Source organism: Pseudogracilibacillus sp. SO30301A (assembly GCF_037072025.1).
In the GTDB taxonomy this organism is placed as follows: Bacteria; Bacillota; Bacilli; order Bacillales; family Amphibacillaceae; genus Pseudogracilibacillus.
In genome coordinates this window covers 1-20,717 of record NZ_JAXHDD010000037.1, presented here as the reverse complement: position 1 = coordinate 20,717, position 20,717 = coordinate 1, and the positions used below count along the sequence as shown (strand labels likewise).

At 35.2% G+C, this 20,717-nt stretch carries 17 protein-coding genes and 1 pseudogene; 5 read left to right on the top strand and 13 right to left on the bottom strand.

Annotated features, from left to right (window positions below):
* Positions 1-73: 73 nt before the first annotated feature.
* The 3 genes and pseudogenes from SPD89_RS15830 to SPD89_RS15820 all read right to left on the bottom strand — a co-directional run bounded on the left by SPD89_RS15830 (position 74) and on the right by SPD89_RS15820 (position 1,691).
* Positions 74-220, bottom strand: a complete 147-nt coding sequence (locus SPD89_RS15830; protein ID WP_336262920.1) for a hypothetical protein — start codon at positions 218-220, stop codon at positions 74-76.
* A 17-nt stretch (positions 221-237) separates the two neighbouring features.
* Positions 238-838 (bottom strand): annotated as a pseudogene (locus tag SPD89_RS15825) (FMN-binding negative transcriptional regulator).
* Between the two features lie 277 nt (positions 839-1,115).
* A complete protein-coding gene (locus tag SPD89_RS15820) occupies positions 1,116-1,691 on the bottom strand; it encodes a GNAT family N-acetyltransferase (RefSeq protein WP_336262919.1) in 576 nt (191 codons plus the stop codon).
* Between the two features lie 235 nt (positions 1,692-1,926).
* On the opposite strand from SPD89_RS15820, the gene SPD89_RS15815 reads away from it, so the two are divergent.
* Positions 1,927-3,186 (top strand): erythromycin esterase family protein, encoded by a 1,260-nt coding sequence (locus SPD89_RS15815; RefSeq protein WP_336262918.1) that lies wholly within the window; start codon positions 1,927-1,929, stop codon positions 3,184-3,186.
* 89 nt (positions 3,187-3,275) lie between these two features.
* Here SPD89_RS15815 and SPD89_RS15810 read toward each other — a convergent pair whose 3' ends face one another.
* The 4 genes from SPD89_RS15810 to SPD89_RS15795 form a co-directional block, all read right to left on the bottom strand.
* Positions 3,276-3,572, bottom strand: coding sequence for a DUF3784 domain-containing protein (locus SPD89_RS15810; RefSeq protein WP_336262938.1), 297 nt, complete (start codon positions 3,570-3,572; stop codon positions 3,276-3,278).
* A 1,366-nt stretch (positions 3,573-4,938) separates the two neighbouring features.
* Positions 4,939-5,304, bottom strand: a complete 366-nt coding sequence (locus SPD89_RS15805; protein ID WP_336262917.1) for an MmcQ/YjbR family DNA-binding protein — start codon at positions 5,302-5,304, stop codon at positions 4,939-4,941.
* 489 nt (positions 5,305-5,793) lie between these two features.
* On the bottom strand, positions 5,794-6,738 hold the full coding sequence (locus SPD89_RS15800) for an STM3941 family protein (protein ID WP_336262916.1): 945 nt from the start codon (positions 6,736-6,738) through the stop codon (positions 5,794-5,796).
* Positions 6,739-7,360: 622 nt separating this feature from the next.
* The gene (locus tag SPD89_RS15795; protein ID WP_336262915.1) at positions 7,361-8,557 is read right to left on the bottom strand and encodes a DUF4317 domain-containing protein; all 1,197 of its coding nucleotides are present in this window, start codon (positions 8,555-8,557) and stop codon (positions 7,361-7,363) included.
* 191 nt (positions 8,558-8,748) lie between these two features.
* On the opposite strand from SPD89_RS15795, the gene SPD89_RS15790 reads away from it, so the two are divergent.
* Positions 8,749-9,006: a DMT family transporter gene (locus SPD89_RS15790; RefSeq protein WP_336262914.1), complete on the top strand. Its 258-nt coding sequence runs from the start codon at positions 8,749-8,751 to the stop codon at positions 9,004-9,006.
* Between the two features lie 21 nt (positions 9,007-9,027).
* Here SPD89_RS15790 and SPD89_RS15785 read toward each other — a convergent pair whose 3' ends face one another.
* The 3 genes from SPD89_RS15785 to SPD89_RS15775 all read right to left on the bottom strand — a co-directional run bounded on the left by SPD89_RS15785 (position 9,028) and on the right by SPD89_RS15775 (position 13,977).
* On the bottom strand, positions 9,028-9,393 hold the full coding sequence (locus SPD89_RS15785; protein WP_336262913.1) for a DoxX family protein: 366 nt from the start codon (positions 9,391-9,393) through the stop codon (positions 9,028-9,030).
* Positions 9,394-9,724: 331 nt separating this feature from the next.
* Positions 9,725-11,188 (bottom strand): protein adenylyltransferase SelO, encoded by a 1,464-nt coding sequence (locus SPD89_RS15780; protein ID WP_336262912.1) that lies wholly within the window; start codon positions 11,186-11,188, stop codon positions 9,725-9,727.
* Positions 11,189-11,637: 449 nt separating this feature from the next.
* Positions 11,638-13,977, bottom strand: a complete 2,340-nt coding sequence (locus SPD89_RS15775; protein WP_336262911.1) for a bifunctional metallophosphatase/5'-nucleotidase — start codon at positions 13,975-13,977, stop codon at positions 11,638-11,640.
* 465 nt (positions 13,978-14,442) lie between these two features.
* Here SPD89_RS15775 and SPD89_RS15770 point away from each other — a divergent pair, with 465 nt between their 5' ends.
* On the top strand, positions 14,443-14,595 hold the full coding sequence (locus SPD89_RS15770) for a hypothetical protein (protein ID WP_336262910.1): 153 nt from the start codon (positions 14,443-14,445) through the stop codon (positions 14,593-14,595).
* Between the two features lie 1,410 nt (positions 14,596-16,005).
* On the opposite strand, the gene SPD89_RS15765 is transcribed toward SPD89_RS15770, so the two are convergent.
* The gene (locus SPD89_RS15765; protein ID WP_336262909.1) at positions 16,006-16,467 is read right to left on the bottom strand and encodes a hypothetical protein; all 462 of its coding nucleotides are present in this window, start codon (positions 16,465-16,467) and stop codon (positions 16,006-16,008) included.
* Between the two features lie 142 nt (positions 16,468-16,609).
* Here SPD89_RS15765 and SPD89_RS15760 point away from each other — a divergent pair, with 142 nt between their 5' ends.
* Positions 16,610-18,049 (top strand): sodium/proline symporter, encoded by a 1,440-nt coding sequence (locus SPD89_RS15760; RefSeq protein ID WP_336262908.1) that lies wholly within the window; start codon positions 16,610-16,612, stop codon positions 18,047-18,049.
* A 559-nt stretch (positions 18,050-18,608) separates the two neighbouring features.
* Here the strand turns inward: SPD89_RS15760 and SPD89_RS15755 are convergent.
* The gene (locus tag SPD89_RS15755) at positions 18,609-19,037 is read right to left on the bottom strand and encodes a VanZ family protein (RefSeq protein WP_336262907.1); all 429 of its coding nucleotides are present in this window, start codon (positions 19,035-19,037) and stop codon (positions 18,609-18,611) included.
* A gap of 432 nt (positions 19,038-19,469) precedes the next feature.
* Between SPD89_RS15755 and SPD89_RS15750 the strand changes: the two genes are divergently transcribed.
* Positions 19,470-19,904, top strand: coding sequence for a universal stress protein (locus SPD89_RS15750; protein WP_336262906.1), 435 nt, complete (start codon positions 19,470-19,472; stop codon positions 19,902-19,904).
* Positions 19,905-20,072: 168 nt separating this feature from the next.
* On the opposite strand, the gene SPD89_RS15745 is transcribed toward SPD89_RS15750, so the two are convergent.
* Positions 20,073-20,267, bottom strand: coding sequence for a hypothetical protein (locus SPD89_RS15745; protein ID WP_336262905.1), 195 nt, complete (start codon positions 20,265-20,267; stop codon positions 20,073-20,075).
* Positions 20,268-20,717 lie beyond the last annotated feature (450 nt).

Sequence of the window (20,717 nt, the reverse complement as noted above, 5' to 3'; positions counted from 1 at the left end):
TTGACACATATTCGTTATTATCATGTGTCATTTATATTTTTTATTAGGAAGTTTTTTACTTACGTTACAAAAATTATAGGCTAAAACGATCCAAAGATGTCTGTATTGATTTAGGAAGGGCTTGATAAAATAACCCTTTACATTTAATATCAGCTAATCCAGCAATAAAAAGAATAATACCGAAATATAAAACAGGTTTCTTCCTCTTTTTAAAATCCATGAATCAAATTCTCCTTATTATCTATTTTTCTTCATCACTTCTGCCAACTGGTGAGAATTAATCTCTTCTTCCTCATAAAGGTTATCAATGATATTTTGATAGTCTGCTTCCGTACGATTTTGGCTTAATTTATAAGTAGCTTCTACTTCTTTAACGTTTACTCTAAATCCAACAATGCCTTTTATTTGCTTTTTAGTCCCGGCAGATAAATTTTCCCATAAAGCTGCATTTTTGCGATTACGTTCCAATGTTTTAAGCAATCTGATAAGGTCATCTTCTAACTCTTGTTCGTTTAATAACCTTGACGATCCATACAGGTGAACAGATTGATAATTCCAAGTCGGTACATCTTCCTGTTTATACCATGAAAAAGAGATGTAAGCATGTGGCCCTTGGAACATAATGATTATTATCCTTCAAAGTTTTCCATTGCGGATTTGCATGCGCCATATGGCCAGTGATAAAGATATCATCACCTTCTGTATATAGCTGCAAAGGCAAATGGCTTGCGATCGGTTTACCATTTTTTGTTGTTACAATCGTTCCAAAAACATTTTTCTCAATAAAATCTATTATTTCCTGCTTATTTGTTTCTTGGTAACGTTTAGGGATATACATATGGGTGCTCTTTCTATATTACCAGTTCGTACAAAAATATAGGTTAAATATATTAAAAATATGGACAAAAGGATACGCTCCTGTAGCACTCAAAATGAAACACACTGCAAACGCTAAAATAAATTCAGTGTTCTGAATTTTTGCATGAATCGCTGAAACCCATAGCAAAGAATTCGCTGTATTATCCCAAGTACATGTTTAAGATGCCATGTGAATTTCCTGCTTTTAAATAAAAACAATCTCCTTGAAATTAAGAGATTGCCCTTTATCATTATCGTCATCTCCCCCCTAACATATCTTTTTTATCCGTCCCCTCATCAAACGTCAGCACCTCATCAACAGGTTCATACGCCTCCCCGTATATTTGTTCATCCTTATATGTATGAATTTCTTCATATATCTTTTTCATTTGCTCATAAATCTCTTCCTCAGACTCTTTTTTCGGCGACCAATACAAAATTTCAAGTGGTGCATTTTCTTTCGTTGCTAGCGACTGGGGCGTATACCCGATGGACTTCGCATGGGAAAATCCTTCCCGTTTATAGAAACGAAGCCTTTTTTCCGTATCCGAATCATCATAGTCTACAGGCTCCACCTCTAAAATAATCGGCTTGTTTTTCTCCTTCATCTTCTCAAGTAATTTACGCCCGATCCCTTTTCCCCTCGTTTCCAGAGACACCCACAAGTAATCAATAAAAATAAACGCATCAAATTCCGCATACATCATCACGTGTTCCGGACTCTCATCTTTATAATATACATCATCCTTCTCCTTCAACAACATCTCCATATGCTCTTTCGACTTCATTTCCTCCACCGGAAAATATTTACTCAATTTCTCATACCAATTCATCACAACCACTCCTTTATCTTTTGGTTTCCTACATGGAGTATTTGTCAAGTATATCAATTTATCCAAGTTAGCACATCTTTTTTTAAAAAAGATTCGCACGAACGTAGCATACATCCTCATAGTATTATTCACGATAATCACGTAAGACTTTATTCCGCCACTTTTATAAAATATTAATAAACTTTCATTTTTTATTTCATCCTCCTGTTAAAATACGTAGCAAGGAGGAAATAATATGAGTTTTTCAAGGCAAACTTTCGTTTTCAGTATAATGTTCTTTCTTTTTACTTTTATGTCAGCTTGCGGAAAAGGAACACTAGATGATGCAAATGACCTTATCTCACCAATTGATCAAATAACCATCCCTGACGATGTACAAGTCATCGGACTTGGTGAAGCAACACATGGAAACATTGAATTTCAGAAACTTAAAAAAGACGTATTTCAAGCATTGATGGAACATGCAAATGTCCGCGTTTTTGTACTTGAGGGCGACTTTGGAGGCGGGCAACAAATTAATGACTTTATTTTAAATGGAAATGGTTCAGCAAAAGATGCGGTAGAAGCGCTTGACTATGGGATCTACCGAACAAAAGAAATGATTGATCTTATCCAGTGGATGCATGATTATAATGAAACAGCAAATGAAGAGGAGAAGATTTATTTTTATGGAAATGATATGCAACGTTATGATTATAATAAAGCAGGCCTGTTAGACTATTATTCAATTGTAAATGAAGAGGCGGCAGAAAGTTTTTCCCTGAAATTAGAACATGTCACAAACGAATCTATGCATGATTTTACAGAAGACGAACTAAAGGAAATTGACAAAATAGTCGATTCCATTATTGCGGATTTACAAGCAAATGAAGATTCCTATGTCGAACATTCATCACAGGAAGAATTCATATTCGCCTTACAATACGCAGAAATTATGAAACAGCGGACAGACCTACTTATGAATGAAGATTCGTACGCTAGAATACGTGATAAATATTTAGCAGAAAATTTAGAATGGATTGTTGAGTTTGAAACGGCACGGGGACACAATAAACTATTTGTTTCCGCTCATAATGGGCATATTGAAAAAACCTCCGCGGCATTCGGTTACGAATCAATGGGAGATTATTTAGATGATATTTACGGTGAACGGTATTTTGCCATAGGAACCGACTTTTTGGAAAGTACTTTCCAAGCTTATAACAGTGGTAAAAATGAACGAAAAATTTACACAGTAAAAAACCGTAATAAATTAGTCCGTGCATTTGAGGACTTCGATCCCAATATATTTTACATAGACTTCAAAAAGGCAGATGAATCAGAAGACTTGCGAGAAATAATCACTTCTAAACAAAGAATGCCAAATATCGGCGACGACTTCCGCGCATGGTACAAATTTATAAAGTTTTTCTACACGATTAAAATGACACCAGATGAAGCATACGATGGAATTATTATCGTCAAAGAAGCAACACCGACTTCTGTCTTAAACTAAATGAATACGACTATTTTCCAAAAATGACCCCCTTTTTAAAAAGAGAGGGGTTTATTTCAGTTTTCCACTCTTGAATAATGAAGCTACAATCAATCATTACCTTTTTTAAATCGATTACCTGTATTAACATATATTAGAGTAAATACAATAATCCCTAAAAATAAAATAAGACCAACAAAAAATAGCCACTCTATATCATATGCTCCACTAAACACCCATAAAACCATACTCAATGATAATCCGAACATTACTTTTCCCATGAACTTACTTAAGGCAACGGCATCATATTTTTCTTTTTCTTCTACAGGCATTATATTAAATCCTGTGATTAATGAAGAACCTTTTCCAAAAGAAAAGTTAATTCCAAATAATACAAACAAGACAATAATAACAATTATACCAACAATTTTTCATCCCACCAATCGTCAATTTCTTTTTTGGTTCAAACGCTTTGCTTGCTTCAGAAATAATAGTTTCAATTATACAAAAATTAGGGTATACTATAAATAGATAGTCATAATCTAATTAAAGACCGTCCATGCTGTAACATGGAACGGTCTGGCGTAATAGCCCTTCAAGGGGGCGACTCGCGAATACAGATGAAAATAATCACCCAATCGCTTGTCAGGCTCAAGGGTGGTTATTTTCGTTCTGACAGAATAGCCACGATTAATGCTCCAAACGTGAGCATTATAATCATTGACTCAAAAACTGTCATAGGCATCACCTCCCTCCTTTGAAAAGGAAAGAAAGCGAGCCACCACCCATGAAAGCCCTATCACGCTTACTTTTAGTATAGCATAAATCTCCAATTCTTGAACCTTAGTACCAACTTCATATCCCCCTACTATAACTCTCGTTTCATAAATCAGTGTTTCAATCTTTACAACTTTTTCTTATACATTCCACCTCAAAAGAGACATTAAGGATTTTTAAAAAAATGTTGTTTAAATAAAAGCGAAATTAAGGTATACTATAAATAGATAATCATAATCTAATAAAGACCGCTCCATGCTAGTAACATGAAACGGTCCAGCGTAACAGCCCTTCAAGGGGCGACTCGCGAAAGAGTAAAAATAATCACCCTATTTGCTGGTCAGGCGCAAGGGTGGTTATTTTCGTTCTGACAGAATGGACACGATTAATACTCCAAACGTGAGCATTATAATCATTGACTCAAAAACTGTCATAGGCATCACCTCCCTCCCTTAGGAAAGAAAGCGAGCCACCACCCATGAAAGCCCTATCACACTTGCTTTAAGTATAACATAAAAACATTAGTTCGTTATTATGAAATGAAAGAAATTACATACTTAACAACGCCACAGGTACATTGGAAAAATTGACATAACAAGTACAAAAAACATATTAGGGAGCAAGTTGAATGACCTGTTACCGTCAAATGGGAGATATATAAATACCTGTCATAAGCGATATAAATCCGACAAAAAACATCTCTAGGTTTTTTATCCTTTTCTTTGAGTCCAATAAATACAGTTTTTATTAAAACATAGATTATATGGAGTATCGCAATTGCCGTAATAAGTTTAAAAATCGGATTATCATATAGGATTTACCACTTCTCGAAAAAGCTTTTCAGCTAAGCTACATACACTCTGAAAACGTTTGGATATAATCCAGACGTTTTATATTTTTTAACGGATACTAACCTGTTTAACAATTGCGCCCGATTCTGCAATACAGGGCGCAGTTCTTTATCCAAGATTGACGCCGTTTTTATAGAGGAGTAATTTACGATTTTTTGGTTAAATTAAAGCTTTGCTCAATTAGGTTATAAATTTCTTCTAAATTTGGATCGATACGTTTTAAAATAAGTATTATCCAATGTTCTTTATCCATATGATATGCAGGTAAAATATATCGTCCATTCCTAAAACTGCCGATTAATTCGGGAGGGCATTTTAGATTGAGTATATCTACTTTTTCATTTCCATCTAATCCTAATTGCTTTAGAAGAACATTCATGAGAAGACCATACCATTTTCCGTTAGACTTATGCCTCAAGACAGCATAATTCGGAAATTTTTTAAATGGATAATCAGGTACAGTGTCGTAATTTTCTTTGACGTGCTTAAATATATCCTCTCTTGTTAACATGTTAAATTGCCCCTTGTACATAGTTAATGTAATACAAGATTTCTTCGACAATCTTGGCCCTATTGTGGAATACTGCTTTCCATAAGTACACCCTTTGGACACATCATATCCAAAGGGGTAAAACGGTTCAACTTTTCTACGTCGAACCTTTTTATAAACGGTTACTTTATTTTAAAGCCACAGTAATTTTCCTTGCTTTGTTAAGTTACGGTATTTAACACAACACTTAATTGTTTCAATAAATTTAAATTTATTCGTTTCTGATTTAACTTTATGACTAGATTACAATTTTTTACGCTCACCTAGTGACATAAATTCCATTAGTCCGGAAGGTTTACCATCTAAGAATGATCGTAATATCCCAAATTCATTATTACGTAAACATGTAATATAAATATTTTGATATTTATAATTGATTACTTTAACCGTGGAATTACTTCATTTTCCAATTTCATCTATGGATAGTTAATTTTCAACCATCTAACCTTATTACCGCTTTATCCGAATTACGATAAAACGTATCAATAAGAATAATATTCCAATAGGAGCAATAAATAAACTAACATGGAATAAAAATAAGTCGAACATAAATGCTAATTGTTCAAAATAATAAGTAAAACCTTTTTGCTTATCTAGTCTATGTCTTAACTTAAACCCGAACAACCAATCGATTAACACTTTCGCAAAAGGATATAAAATGAAGCTTACTATAATATAAGATAAATAATTATCATTTTTACTAATAAGTAAATAGAAAAATATAAACGAGAGAGCAAATATGATAAAGCTGTACCGATAAGATTTTAAAAAGTATGAACGATTGATGGATCGATTGATCTGCGGGGGTGGATCATATTTTTCCATAAAGTCCGTTTCTTTACTTTGTTTTTGTGCAATTTCAATGATTGGAGCTTCGTTGTTTAATTTTTGTTGAATAATGAAATCTAACGTCTTTAGAAATGCAGATCTTTCTTGTTTTCGAATGGCTTTTGCGCTCATCGTAAATAAAGAAAATCCAGTTACTCGATTCATAAATAATCTCATTTTATTATGAAAGGACAATTGAGCAAAATATTCATCTTCGTCATATAAAACAATCTCAAAGATTTTTTGAAATGAAACTTCAGATACCTTTATGTAGTCAATATCCGTAAAATAAATTGTTACTTCACTTTTCGTAAACGGATCTAATTGAAGATATTCATTCGTTATCGTAATATAAGGATAAATTCGGATCATTTTCAATATATTCGCAACGCCTAAGAAACAAAATAAAATAATAATAAACAACGCCAAAGCCATAATTAGTATCGATTTTTCCATATATGCAATATACACTAATAAAGTGCCTAAAGCGACAAGTAGTAATGAAAAAATGCTTGCGAGAAAAAGCCTCCCTTTTGAATGATAAAACTCTATTTTATTTTCTATCAAATTAAAAACTCCTTACAATTAGAAAAACTATTTTGTCATTAATATACCTTTTATTCAATATAATGATGTCTTCTTCCATCTTATGAACTTACTATTCATAAAAAGAAAGGCCTAGTCAACATGGAAGTTCCGGCAGTTATTTTTGATATAAGGGGGATCTAGAGATCGATTTAAAAAATCACAGTTTAATTTTGAACTTTTAATACAAAATCCATGATCAAGCCTAATTAATCTTAAATAAAGGTAAAATATATGTTTAAATAAAAGGAAAATTAAGGTATACTATAAGTGGATAATCATAACCTAATTAGACCGTCCATGCGGTAACATGGAACGATCCAGCGTAATAGCCCTTCAAGGGGCGACTCGCTACTAGAGTAAAAATAATCACCCTATTCGCTTGTGGGCTCAAGGGTGGTTATTTTCGTTCTGACAGAATCGTCACGATTAATGCTCCAAACGTGAGCATAATAATCAGTGACCCAAAAACTGTCATAGGCATCACCTCCCCTCCTTATTACAAAAGTAAGGAAAGAAAGCGAGCCACCACCCATGAAAACCCTATCACGCTACTGTTAGTATAACTGAAAGGACAGGAAATTTTCATATATTTCCTTTTTTCTTATTTCACAGCTTCTTCTGTTTCTCTATCCCTTTCAAATAACGCCTCAGGAATCATTTCAAACCCTTCAATGACCGTGTTTTCTTCCACCTCAATCATCAAACAAAGTTTTCCGTCCACATTAACTTGACGCACATATTTCAAGTCTTGGGGGCTCACCTTAATATCCGCCACTTTCGTCTTGATATTAATCGATTTTGACGTATATTTCGGGAGAATATTACTCGCTTTTAGCTCATAAGTCTTGTCATCAATTACGGTTTCAAAAGCAGCTTCAACCTGCTCTCTTTCCACCTTTTCCACGCCACTTACTTTTAACACGTTTTCAACATCTTTATAGTCTAGTGTCGGAACTTCTTCCTCTTCATTTTCCTCTACCACTTGATGAATTTTTTCATATACATTCGACAGTGTCTCTGTATTCATCTGTTCACCGGCTACTTTTTTGACAATCTCTTCAAATACAATTTTATCCTCAGCAGCCGTCATCGTATCTTCTGCATTCAACACTTCCTCGATAAAATGATAATCCAGTTCATACGCTTTCCCCGCCGAATAAAGCACGTGGTTCACATCAGACGCATTATCGGTAAAACACGGAAATAAAAATCCAGATGTAGGAGCCTTTAAATTAATCACAGGATCAACGACAACATTGTACTTAAATTCTTTCTCAACATAATCAAACAGTAATTCATTTTTCGGATCTTGTGTTTTATTCATACTACATAAAATAAAAGAATGCGCATAAACGGTATCCCGTTCATGCTCATCTGACTCTTCACTTTGGCGCTTCATTGACCGTTGATATTCCCCCCGAATAAACGTCACCACCATATCCATTTCATACTGCTTGTCCTTCAGCATCTTTTCCACAAGCTCTAACATATGCTCTTTCCATTCCTCTTTATCACTTAATAGACCTTTATGAAGAATGAGCTGACTGCTATCTTCCACATCACGCTGGAACTTTAATTCAAATAATTTTTGATCCAACTGCCCGGAAAGAACTTTTTTAAAATTCTCCATAAATAACTCCTTCTGCTCTTCTTCCAACAGGTCGAACGGCATACTTTGCTGATGATAAATTTCACTTGATTCCTTCATGATATATACATTAAAAATTTCTCTAATCGTTAACAGATCATTATTTAGTTTCAGCTGTCTACGAAAATGAGCGATGTCTTTTTTATTCAATAGTATTCCACTCCTACAACCAATTCTATTAAACACATTCTCTCATTTTATCATAAATTCGAGTTGCTTCAATCAACTAATGGTCGGTTTCCAAAATATTAATTCAGCGAAAAATAAGTTATAATTTAGCAAGTTCGGCTTAAGCTTAGCGATTTCGGGAAAAATTCAGAACCTATTAGAGAAACGTTTCTATGAAAACAAATCGACAAAACTTGCAAATGAAAAACCAATGTCTATTCGTTGATATAATAAAATTGTTCCCAATATTACTCGCTTATTCAATGAACACACTTCCTATGGGAACAGCTTATGCAGTGTGGACTGGAATTGGAGCGTCTGGTGGAGCAATAGTCGGAATGGTTTTATTTGGTGAATCGAAAGACTGGAAAAAAATTATTTTTATCGCAATGGTTTTAGAGTCGGTAATTGGGTTAAAGCTCACCTTGTAACACAATAATGTTCAACCGCTTCTATACCTCTTCATGGTGACGCCATAAAAAAATAAGCAGGATGAGCATTACAATATCGAGTCTTGATTCAAAAACAAATGATAAAATACCTTCCGATAATAAAAGAGGCAGTTTTGCAATATAAAGTGCTCCTATCATAATTGCAGTGAGTAGAAGCGCTGCATATTTTACATACATTCTCGCTATTATAAATGCACCACAAGCTATTTCGATAATTGCCACTAGAAACAGAGTAGTGGTTGGAAATGGAAGCCCGAAACTTAAAAAAACACCTTTAAAATCTGGAACTAATAACTTCACAATACCCGAGGATATAAAAACATATCCAATTGCATAGCGAAACCATTTTAATAATTGCTGTTGCAATATATAAGCACCTCCACCAAATTGACAGTTCTCTATAGTACATGCTATGCAATAACGGGGACAAACTTGCTATTCTTTTTAATCTGTCGCCCCATCAGTCAAATAATCATTCAGCGAATCTTAAGCAAAATACAGCGCATTCAATCAATAATTCAGCTATTTCGAAAAAAATTCAGCGTTATTAATCGATCATGCAGCGATTACAGCAAAAATTCAGCGAAGCTAAATATAAAAGCAACGGTGACCTTTTCTATTAAAATAAAAATGAAGTAACCGCTCCATGAATATTAGCGATTACTTCTTTTAACGTTTAAAATTATCCTTCAACTATTCACGTCCCACAAAATGTTTGGTAAGGTGTCGTTGGAACAGGCAGTTTCGCATATTCAGCCTGCTTTTTCGTATGTGCAAACGGTTCGGAAAGATCAGCCAATAAATTTTCCAATACAGAGTAGTCGTCACTTTCAACTGCCGCTTCCAGTGCCTCTTCCACTAGGTGATTTCTCGGAATGATTGCTGGATTACTTTTTTTCATCAACTCAAACACATCGTCTTCCGTCTTTTCCTGCTGCTCTAGTCTCTTTGTCCACTGTTTATGCCAATTTTTAAATTCTTCCGAGTGAAATAATGTCATACCTTCCAGCCTATTAAAAGTCAATGCTAAGAATGTATTTGTAAAATCTGCTTCATATTTTCCCATTGCCTGAAGAAGATCTTGGCACAATTCCTGATCTCCTGGCTCTTCAGTAAACATTCCAAGTTTCCTACGCATCCCGTCAAGCCAAAAAGCGTTGAACAAACGCGGAAACTCATCGAGGGCATCTTCTGCCAGCTTGATCGCATGTTTTTCATCTTCATCCAAAAGTGGGAGTAAGGTTTCCGCAAAACGCGTAAGATTCCAGTGTGCAATCGGAGGTTGATTCCCATATTTATAACGACCTCCTGTATCAATCGAACTGAAAACCGTATTGGAATCAAATGTATTCATAAATGCACATGGACCGTAATCAATCGTCTCCCCACTAATTGTCATGTTATCCGTATTCATCACCCCATGAATGAATCCGACAAACTGCCATTTAGCTACTAACGAAGCCTGCCGCCTGATCACTTTCTTTAGTAAAGCAAGATACGGATGTTCAGCCTGCGTAACCTTAGGAAAATGACGTTTTATCGTATAATCAGCAAGTGCCCGGAGGTCTTCCACTTCACCCCAAGCTGCAGCATATTGAAATGTGCCAACACGTAGATGACTAGATGCAACACGCATTAAAATAGCACCAGGAAGTTTAGTTTCCCGAAAAATTGCTTCCCCCGTTGTCACGACAGCAAGGCTTCGGGTTGTTGGAATATCTAACGCATGCATCGCCTCGCTAATAAGATACTCCCTAAGCATCGGCCCCAATGCCGCACGCCCATCTCCGCCTCGCGAATACTTCGTTCTACCCGAGCCCTTTAGCTGAATATCAACACGCTCCCCCTTTGGTGTTATCTGTTCACCTAACAGAATCACTCGCCCATCCCCTAACATCGTAAAACCGCCAAACTGATGACCGGCATACGCCTGTGCAAGTGGAATGGATCCTTCAGGCAACTTATTTCCAGCAAATATTTGAGTAGCATCTTCCGTTTTCACTAAATCCTCATCTAGTCCAAGAGAAGATGCTAATACTTTATTAAACCTAACTAATTTTGGTTCCTGAACTGGTGTTGGTCTTGTTTTTGTGTAAAAAATTGGAGGTAATTCCATATAACTATTTTCTAAATTCCAACCAAGCTCATATTTGTTCTCCATATGCTCACCCCATTTTGTTATATTGTATGTTCTTCATACTTGCTTACGATAAAATTTAACAGACATAACACTTATTCTCTTTGTTTAGGATACGTATTCAACTTTAATTTATCATATTCTTTTATTCAAATCTTACTCTAATCTCATAATGGAGCAATTAGCCAATTTTTCATAAATAACCGGTTGACTCCAATTGGGTTCCTAAGCACATGTCCATTTCTAATAATTCCTTCTAATACTGAAATATAGCGTTTAAATTTATCCTAAAAGTAAGCATCATGATCATTGACTTAAAAACAAACTGTTGCCGGGATCACCCCCCGTTCTTGGAAAATTGCTCTTAATATGACAAAAATATGAGAAAGCAAATCATTCGAAAATCAAATAATGAAAAAAACCTGCAAATAAGATAGTCTTATCTGCAGGTCCACATACAATGTAACAGAAATTTAGTTAGCTTGACGACGTTTTAAGATATAAATTATTGTCCCTATTAATAGCAACAGAGCCCCTATCAATAGCGTAGTATAAATGGTTGTAGCTGTAGTTGGTAAGGTTTTCCCTTTTTTATCATCATTTTTATCAACAGTTCCATCATCTCCAGGTTTCCCGTTTGAATCATCTCCTGGATCTTCTAGGTCCTTACCTGACTTTTTTGGATCCTCACCCGGATCTTTTGGTTCTTTACCAGGCTTGTCCGTATCCTCACTTGGATCTTTTGGTTCTTTACCAGGCTTGTCCGGGTCCTCACCCGGATCTTTTGGTTCTTCACCATTCGGGTCCTCCAGGTCGCCAGGTACTTCGTCGCGAGTGATATCAATAATCCGTCCTTCACGTACTGGATCAACTTTACCATTTAAATAGTCTTCTTCAACCATATAATTACGCAGTTGTTCCCAATCAATTTCACCGATATTTGTCACTCGGCCCTCAGCGTAAATTTTGGCAAATGTTTCAAAGCCATCACCGCCCTGCGCAGTAAACTGGTTCGTTGTAATCATATATTCTTCATCCAGCTCAATTTCTACAAAGTTTCCGTCGTCCTGTTTGACCTCCATCTTCATAACACGATTTCCAGGATCCTCACTACTATCGTATAAGAATCTCATTCCGGAAACATGTAAAAATCCACCGTTTTCTTTAGGCGCTAACCGTACACTATGTTCCAATATTTCTTTTAACTCTGCCCCTGTTATTGTTGCAACAACTGGATCATTTCCAAATGGAAGTACAGCAATAATTTCACCAACTGTAATTGGACCTTTATCTATTGGAGCTCGTATTCCACCACCATTTTGAAGGGCAATTACTGTTTCAGGAAATTTCTCTTTTGCTTTTGCTAGCATTGCATCTGTTACTAGATTTCCAAGTTCTGTTTCATTCGCACGCACACTATCGTCACTATCTTCTCCCAGTCGTGGATTAGGAAGATCTTTTAATGCCTCTGCTCCACTCGGTTCATTCATCACACTATCAATTTGATCTTTATATTTTTTCAAAACTCCATTAGCTTCAGAGTCCTCTTCATAGTTCTCAACTTCGATTAATTTTCCAGCATGTTCCGTAATAACACCATTTTCATCAAAAGTGACATCTAATGTTCCAAGATTCTCTGCATACTGACCAGCTTGAACAATAACAGTAGGATCTTTTTCATTTCCATTTGCATCTGCCGTTACCACGGTAGGTTCTGGTAGTGCTGTATGCGAATGGCCACCAACAATCACGTCGATGCCATCCACTTTTCCAAGTAATAAATCATTCCCTACTGCTGGATTACTGTCATAACCTAAATGAGTCACCGCAATTATTTTATTGATACCTGCCTCTTCAAACAACGTGACTGCTTCTTTTGCAGTTTCCATATAATTGTTAAATTTTACATTCATTGGGCTCGCTATATCAATTGTATCTTCAGTTGTTAAACCAAAAATCCCTACTTTTTCACCATCAATATTTTTCACAATACTATGATACGATTTACCACCAGGAGCATTTTCGACTAATGTATTTCCAGCCACGAGACCCGCCATAAATTTATCACCAGAAAAATCGATGTTCGTTCCAAGTAGAGGGAAATTTGCTCCTTGTACAAATTTTGACAGAGACTCTTGTCCTCCTTCATTGAAACCAAGATCAAACTCATGATTGCCATACACCATTGCATCAAATCCCATCAGGTTCATTAAAGCTAGGTCAGCTTGTCCTTTAAATTCATTAAAATATAATGTCCCAGAAAAAACATCACCACCATGTAGTAGTAAATTATTTTCTTTGTTTGCACGCACTTCTTTTATAGCTGAATACATTTTTGGCATTGTATCTAAATGTGCATGCGTATCATTCATATGCATAATCGTAACATTAAATTCGTCCGCCTCTTCTTCTGATTCTTTGGAAGTGTCATCCTCTTCAATTAATTCAACCTCTTGTTCCGATTCATCCGTTTCTTCTTCTAAATCAGCGGATTCTTTTTGATCTTGAACTGCTTCTGTTTCATCAGCTTCTGACGATTTTTCAATTTTTTCGGTTTTTTCGGCCTTTTCAGTATCTCCAGTTTCTTCATCTTCATTTGTTTCAGAACCTAACTGGGACTCTTCTTCCGTATTAGTCTGCTCCCTTGTCTCGTCCTCTCCATCTACTACCTCTCCAGTAGACTCATCTGACTCAATTACATCATCAGGTTGAATTTCAACCTCTGCGTTTAATTGAATCGGTGAAAACGAGAACACTAATAACAAGAATAACATCACTTTTACCATCATTTTTTGAAACAGATTGTTATTCACTACTCATATTCCTCCCCATTTTCGATAATAAATTCCTTCCTTACTTAACATAGCAAGCAATTGTTAATATAAGGTCAAGATTAGGTAAAATTTCACTATCATTTTTGTAAATTTAATAATAATTAAGAGCATCGACATTTTTTTAGTTTTTTGAAATCGAAATAATTTTCTCTCAATCTATCTATATATGTTATTTCAACATTATCCATCCTGTTTCCTGCATAAAATTACAAAAACCTTCAATTTTTTTATATAAATCACTGTCAATGGATTTTTATTGTGTCGTTTTACCAGATAATGAAAAGCATGAAAGAGGTAAAATAAGATTTTAGAAAGTAGTGCTCACACGTTATCCTAAATCAAAATGCTTATGTTAAAAAATAACAGATTTCTTTGCTCATGTTAATTTTAAAGTAGACAAGAAAGAGTAAGTTTAAGAATCTATTCTAAAAGAGTCAGCATGTGGTGAGAGCTGATGGATATTTCTTATTTGAAAATCATCTCCGAGGCGCAAGGTTGAAAAGAGTAAGTTTTGACGGTTTTCCACCTTTATCAGGGTACACGTATGATGGTACGGTTACTGAGAGCCGGATTGTTTCTTTTTACGAAACAGAGTAATATGGGTGGTAACGCAAGCATAGACTCGTTCCAATTTAGGGGCGAGTTTTTTGTGTTTGTGTACGTTCGAAACATTTAACCTTAGTCAGTAAATCAGGTGATTGAGACAAACAATAAAAGCCATAACCAACAGAAATTAAGACAGTCACCGTCCATTTAAATGCCACCCCAAAAAACACCAACTTCGGCTGTTTAAATACATAACGAAAACTGGACGACGGAATAGTTAATCCCATTAAAAATAAAATAAGTTCCAGCATAAACCCTGTCCAATCTGTCAGCGGTAAAAAAGGAGTAGGAACATAAAAGCAAAGACTATAATCCATAGCGGGATAAATTTTGTCATTGCTATATTGATAATATTAAGTCTTTTCAATATTTTCTCTCCCTTCAAAATATAGATACATGTTAATATAGATTAGTAGCATATTATTTGGCGAATTCAATGCAATATTCGACTTACTCCGATTTAACCACGAACGAAACTGGTATCCAGCTAATTTTCTTTTTAACTACGGGAAGTTCAAAATAACCACGCAAGTTACCATTTATCCACGAACGAAACTGGTATCCAGCTAATTTTCTATTTAACCACGGGAAGTTCAAAATAACCACGCAGTTTCCAATTTAACCACGAACGAAACTGGTATCCAGCTAATTTACCTTTTAACCACGGGAAGTTCAAAATAACCACGCAGTTTCCAATTTATCCACGAACAAATCTGGTATCCAGCTAATTTTCTATTTAACCACAGGAAATTTAAAATAACCACGCAGTTTCCAATTTATCCACGAACGAAACTGGTATCCAGCTAATTTACCTTTTAACCACGGGAAGTTCAAAATAACCACGCAAGTTACTATTTAACCACGAACGAAACTGGTATCCAGCCAATTTTCTATTTAACCACGGAAAATTCAAAATAACCACGCAGTTTCCAATTTATCCACGAACGAATCTGGTATCCAGCTAATTTTCTATTTAACCACGGGAAGTTCAAAATAACCACGCAAGTTACCATTTATCCACGAACGAATCTGGTATCCAGCCAATTTTCTATTTAACCACGGGAAATTCAAAATAACCACGCAGTTTCCTATTTATCCACGAACGAAACTGGTATCCAGCCAATTTACTATTTAACCACGGGAAATTCAAAATAACCACGCAGTTTCCTATTTAACCACGAACGAATCTGGTATCCAGCTAATTTTCTATTTAACCACAGGAAATTTAAAATAACCACGCAGTTTCCTATTTAACCACGAACGAATCTGGTATCCAGCTAATTTCCTATTTAACCACGGGAAGTTCAAAATAACCACGCAATTTCCAATTTATCCACGAACGAAACTGGTATCCAGCTAATTTTCTATTTAACCACGGGAAGTTCAAAATAACCACGCAAGTTATCCAACAAAAAACTGAGCTTTTACAAGATTCATAGAAATAGCTGGATTTTTTTGTTTGATTATTTTTTCAAAAAGATACCTTTCCTTTTTCGGGATAACGTTGACTGGTAGTGCCCAAAGTAAGGTAGTCTTATTATCCTCCGTTTTCACATAAACAAAATAATTAAATTCAACAGAAACTCCGTATGCACCAAATATCCTTCTTTCCGCTAAAAATATTCGCTTTACTTCTTGCAGTGGTATAGATCTTGTACGAAACAAAGTTCGATAAACGAGTTGTTCCTCTTTTATATATACACACATTCGCAAATCCTTTATAAACACGAATAGCTGAACAAGTAGAAATAAACGCATCAATCCATAGTCAAGGAAATAATAGACGCTCATGAAAATTAATGCCGTCACACCATGTTTAATAAAAAAAGGTGCTCTACGTTTTCGAAAATTCTTTTGCTCCATTTTCTCACTCCAATAGCGTTCTTTCATTAAAGTTTAGCAAATTAATATTTAAATTACAGTTTACATAGAATGATAGTATAACGATCACATCAGAAGGTGAACGTTTACGCTTATACTACCAATTTTTTGAGGAGGGAAAAACATGAGTACAATTATTTTGGTGGAATTCATTCTTTATTTTATTGGTATTATTGTTATTGCTTACTTAACAAGTCGAACAAAGATGAGTCATTCGGTGTTTATTTTAGGGGGAAAGAAACTGCCTGGTTGGGCACTCGCTTTTTCAGAACGGGCAACTGGCGAATCGGCTTGGCTACTCCTTGGATTTACTGGATTCGTTTTTGCCACTGGACTATCCGGAGTTTGGGTTGCAATTGGTATCGCTGTTGGAATTATTTTTGCTTGGTTAGTGTTAGCACGTAAGTTCCGATCTGAAGCAGATAAATACAATGTTCTCACCTTACCAGATTATTTAGCTGTAAAATTCCAGGCAAAAGCAAATATTATTAGATGGTTAGTTACAGTACTTATCGCTAGCTTTTTTATGTTCTATGTTGGTGCACAGCTCGCTGGAGCAGGAAAATTGTTTCTCACGACATTTAATATGAATGAAACTACTGGAATTATCATTGCAACCATCGTTATTATGGCAACAGCTTATTTTGGAGGATTTTTATCTGTTGTTTGGACGGATATGATTCAAAGTATCATGATGCTCCTTACCCTCGTTGTCTTGCCAATTGTCGCCCTTATTTATATTGGTACAAACGATTTATCTATCTCTACTTCTCTTGCTAATGCTGGGGAAGGCTTTGACTCCTGGATGGGAGGAGTGACTGGATTTGCTATTGGTGTCCTGTTTTTTAATAATTTCTCTTGGTTCTTCGGATATCTAGGAGGTCAGCCGCAGTTAAGTGCACGGTTTATGGCGTTAAAAAACGACCGTGAAGCAAAACAAGGGATCACTGTAGCAATAATTTGGACCATTCTCGCCTATACTGGTGCATTTTTAATCGGACTTGCTGCAATTGCTATGTATCAACAAGGAAGTTTTGCCGATGTAGAAACAGTTCTTCCCCATATGATTCTTAATCTTACGCCATCTTGGATTGCAGGGATTTTATTAGCCGGAATCATGGCAGCTATTATCACAACTGCAAATTCCCAACTTATGGTTGTCACCAGTTCAGTAAGTGAAGATATTATTCATAAAACATTAGGTATGAAACTGACCGATAAACAGTTAGTAACTATTTCACGAATTGTCATTTTAGCTGTAGGAATGATCAGCATGATTATTGCGCTAACCTCTGAATCTTTACTCTACCTAGTCGTAAGTTGGGCGTGGGCCGGGGTTGGAGGCACATTATCCCCGGCAATTCTAATGACTTTCTTTTGGAAACGATATTCAAGCACTGGACTAATCGCAACCGTCCTATCTGGATTTATTTTCACTGTTTTATGGATCAGTACACCACTTGATGGCATTATTACATCTAGGTTCTCAACGTTTTTCATTGCTGCGATTTTTGGAATTGTCTTTAGTTTAATGTTTCCAGACAAAGAAGAAAAAAATATATAAAAAAAAACGCTTCTTCTCGCAAAAAAATAAGGGAAGAAGTGTTTTTTGTGATCAATTATGAAGAAAGACCAGTTATTTAGAACTACTTTTTTCGACTTCATGAAAAGATGAGATAAAGAGAGGAATTGTATGATTTCAAGAGTAAAAGCGCGATGATACTCGCTTTCATTTTCATTGTTCTCGTTTTCATGGAAGAATATGCAATTTGCCTGTTTGTGAAAAATTGAGCATAATATAAGTAGCATATAAATGAAAGGGGTATTTCTAGATGAAAGCAATTGTTTCTAGTCTTATCACCATTTATAACAATTACGTAGAAGCCAAAACAGACAGAATTCTGAACCGATAATTCATCTTAGATTTCACAGAAGATTCTTATAAAAAGGTTAAGACATAAATAGTATGAAATCGCATGAAATGAAGATTTTGATAATCTGATTATGCGGTTTTTTTATTTTTATAAACTTATGAAATTTCATGTATAACATTCAAATTACCCCAAAAAAAATTGTCTCCCCACGATGCGCTTAGATGTACAATGGGGACAGCTCCTTCCCTATCACCTGCTTCGCCTCGCAGAAAAAATAAAAGTGACAATGTAGCCGATCCAAATCCCAAGCATATTCAATAAAACATCATCAACATCAATGGATCTTGTCCTATAATCAGCAAAATGAAGCAAAAGTTGCACAATTTCAATAAAAACAGGAATATAAATAGACAAAAACAAGATATTTCCTAATCCTATTTGGCGAAGATATGTAAAAAACAGAATACCTATCGGGATGAAAAGCACAATGTTGCCGATGAGATTGCCAATAATTATATAAATTGGTGCATATCCATGAAAAAATGCTGTTACATATAATTGAATTGTTTTTAACGGAACTAAATTTATTTCGGGATTAGGTTTTATGTCACCTGGTATAATCCAAACGATATAGAGTAAAATAGCCAAATACATACAATAAATAAAACGTTTTACCATGCAATTCACCCATTCTCTTATAATAGTACGGTAATAATGATGTCTATTACAGGCTAGAAGCAATCATGACAAAATATATATTAGAGGATGTTCAAAAAGTCCGGTAAAAATGACACTGCGAATTTCGCACGAATGCTTGTTTCTCCGCTCCTTGAAAAAGGAAAGCACTTTTTCTGCGTGCTAGAAGCGTTCGCTCATGTATCTAAATGCATACATTCCACTGCTCGAAACTGCGCCACCTCGAACTTCTTGGTTCTTTTTATCCTCCTTTTTGAACACGCACTAATAGCTAATTATTTCTACTTGTAAAATTAGTTACTCTTAGCACAAAATATCGACACCCTTGACAGCTTCAGAAGATTCATAAAACGTTCATTCCTTTTCTGTTTATTTCTACCAATATATATTACTATTGTAATGGGAGGGATTATCATGGAAAATAGATATAAAAATATTCTTGTGGCAATAGACGGTTCAAAAGGGTCAAAAATTGCTCTAAATAAAGCAATCGACATAACAAAACGAGATGGGGCAACAATTCATCTTGTACACATTATGGAACACTATAATTTCCCTGGTGATACAGGATCAATTAAGAAAACACAGGAAAAATTGGGTAACGAAGTTCTAGAGAATAATCGCAATCTTGTTCTTAATAATGGGATAACAGAAGTGAACACGAAGCTTGAATTTGGGAATCCAAAGTCGTTGATTCCTAAGAAAATCGCCAAAGAAATTAATGCCGATTTAATAGTTTGCGGGGCCACTGGATTGAATGCTTTTGAACGGATACTTGGAAGTGTTTCAGAAAATATCGCTCGTTACGCTGCTTGTGATGTACTTATCGTTAGAAATTCTGAAGATTAATAGAAACAAAATTGTAATAGTATAAGGCACTTTATTTCATAAATTATACTATCAAAAATAAAAGACTAAGGCCTTTCACCAAAATGGTATAAGCCTAAGTCTTTTATTTTACCATTATCTACTTGTCAGTTCATGTTTTAATTTATGTTAATCATATTAGGTTCGACTTTAACAAGCCAGTAATTGTATCAACGTTTCCTTAATTTTGTCCCATTTTCCTCGAAGGTCTATTGTCATTATTTCCATCGTCCTCCGATCATCCCAACGATAATCCTCTTGAAATTCATGTCCATTGTATAAATATATTAAAACCCCTCTTACCTTCTCTAATTCCTGCTGTTGATGTTGTAAATAAGCAAACATTGATACATATTTCCACTATGAAAAGAAGTCTTATCATGGTTTATTTGAAACATATTTTTATACTTTTTCGATGGGTTAAAGAAACATCCGTTAACATGCTCGGAAGAGTCTTGTTCCCTTCCAAATCCCACTCCATTCTGTCACTCTCAACCCGATAACATGTCTGATCCTGTTGATAAAAATGAAACAAAAACTTCTCAAAGATCGTATTAAGTGCATGATCATCAATATCAGCACTAAACAGGCTCCAATCCCCACTTTTATGTGTTAACAACTTTAATTTGTGCAATAAAAACGCGATTGGCATCATTCGTTTATAGTGCATATTATACCGGTGAAAATGTACCCTAAAAATAGTTCTTTGGTTAAGAGTTTGCTTGGTATACTTTTATTTGTTTAGGTCTTTTTACTTAATAGAAACATTGGAACTCAAACGTTATTTTAATTCAT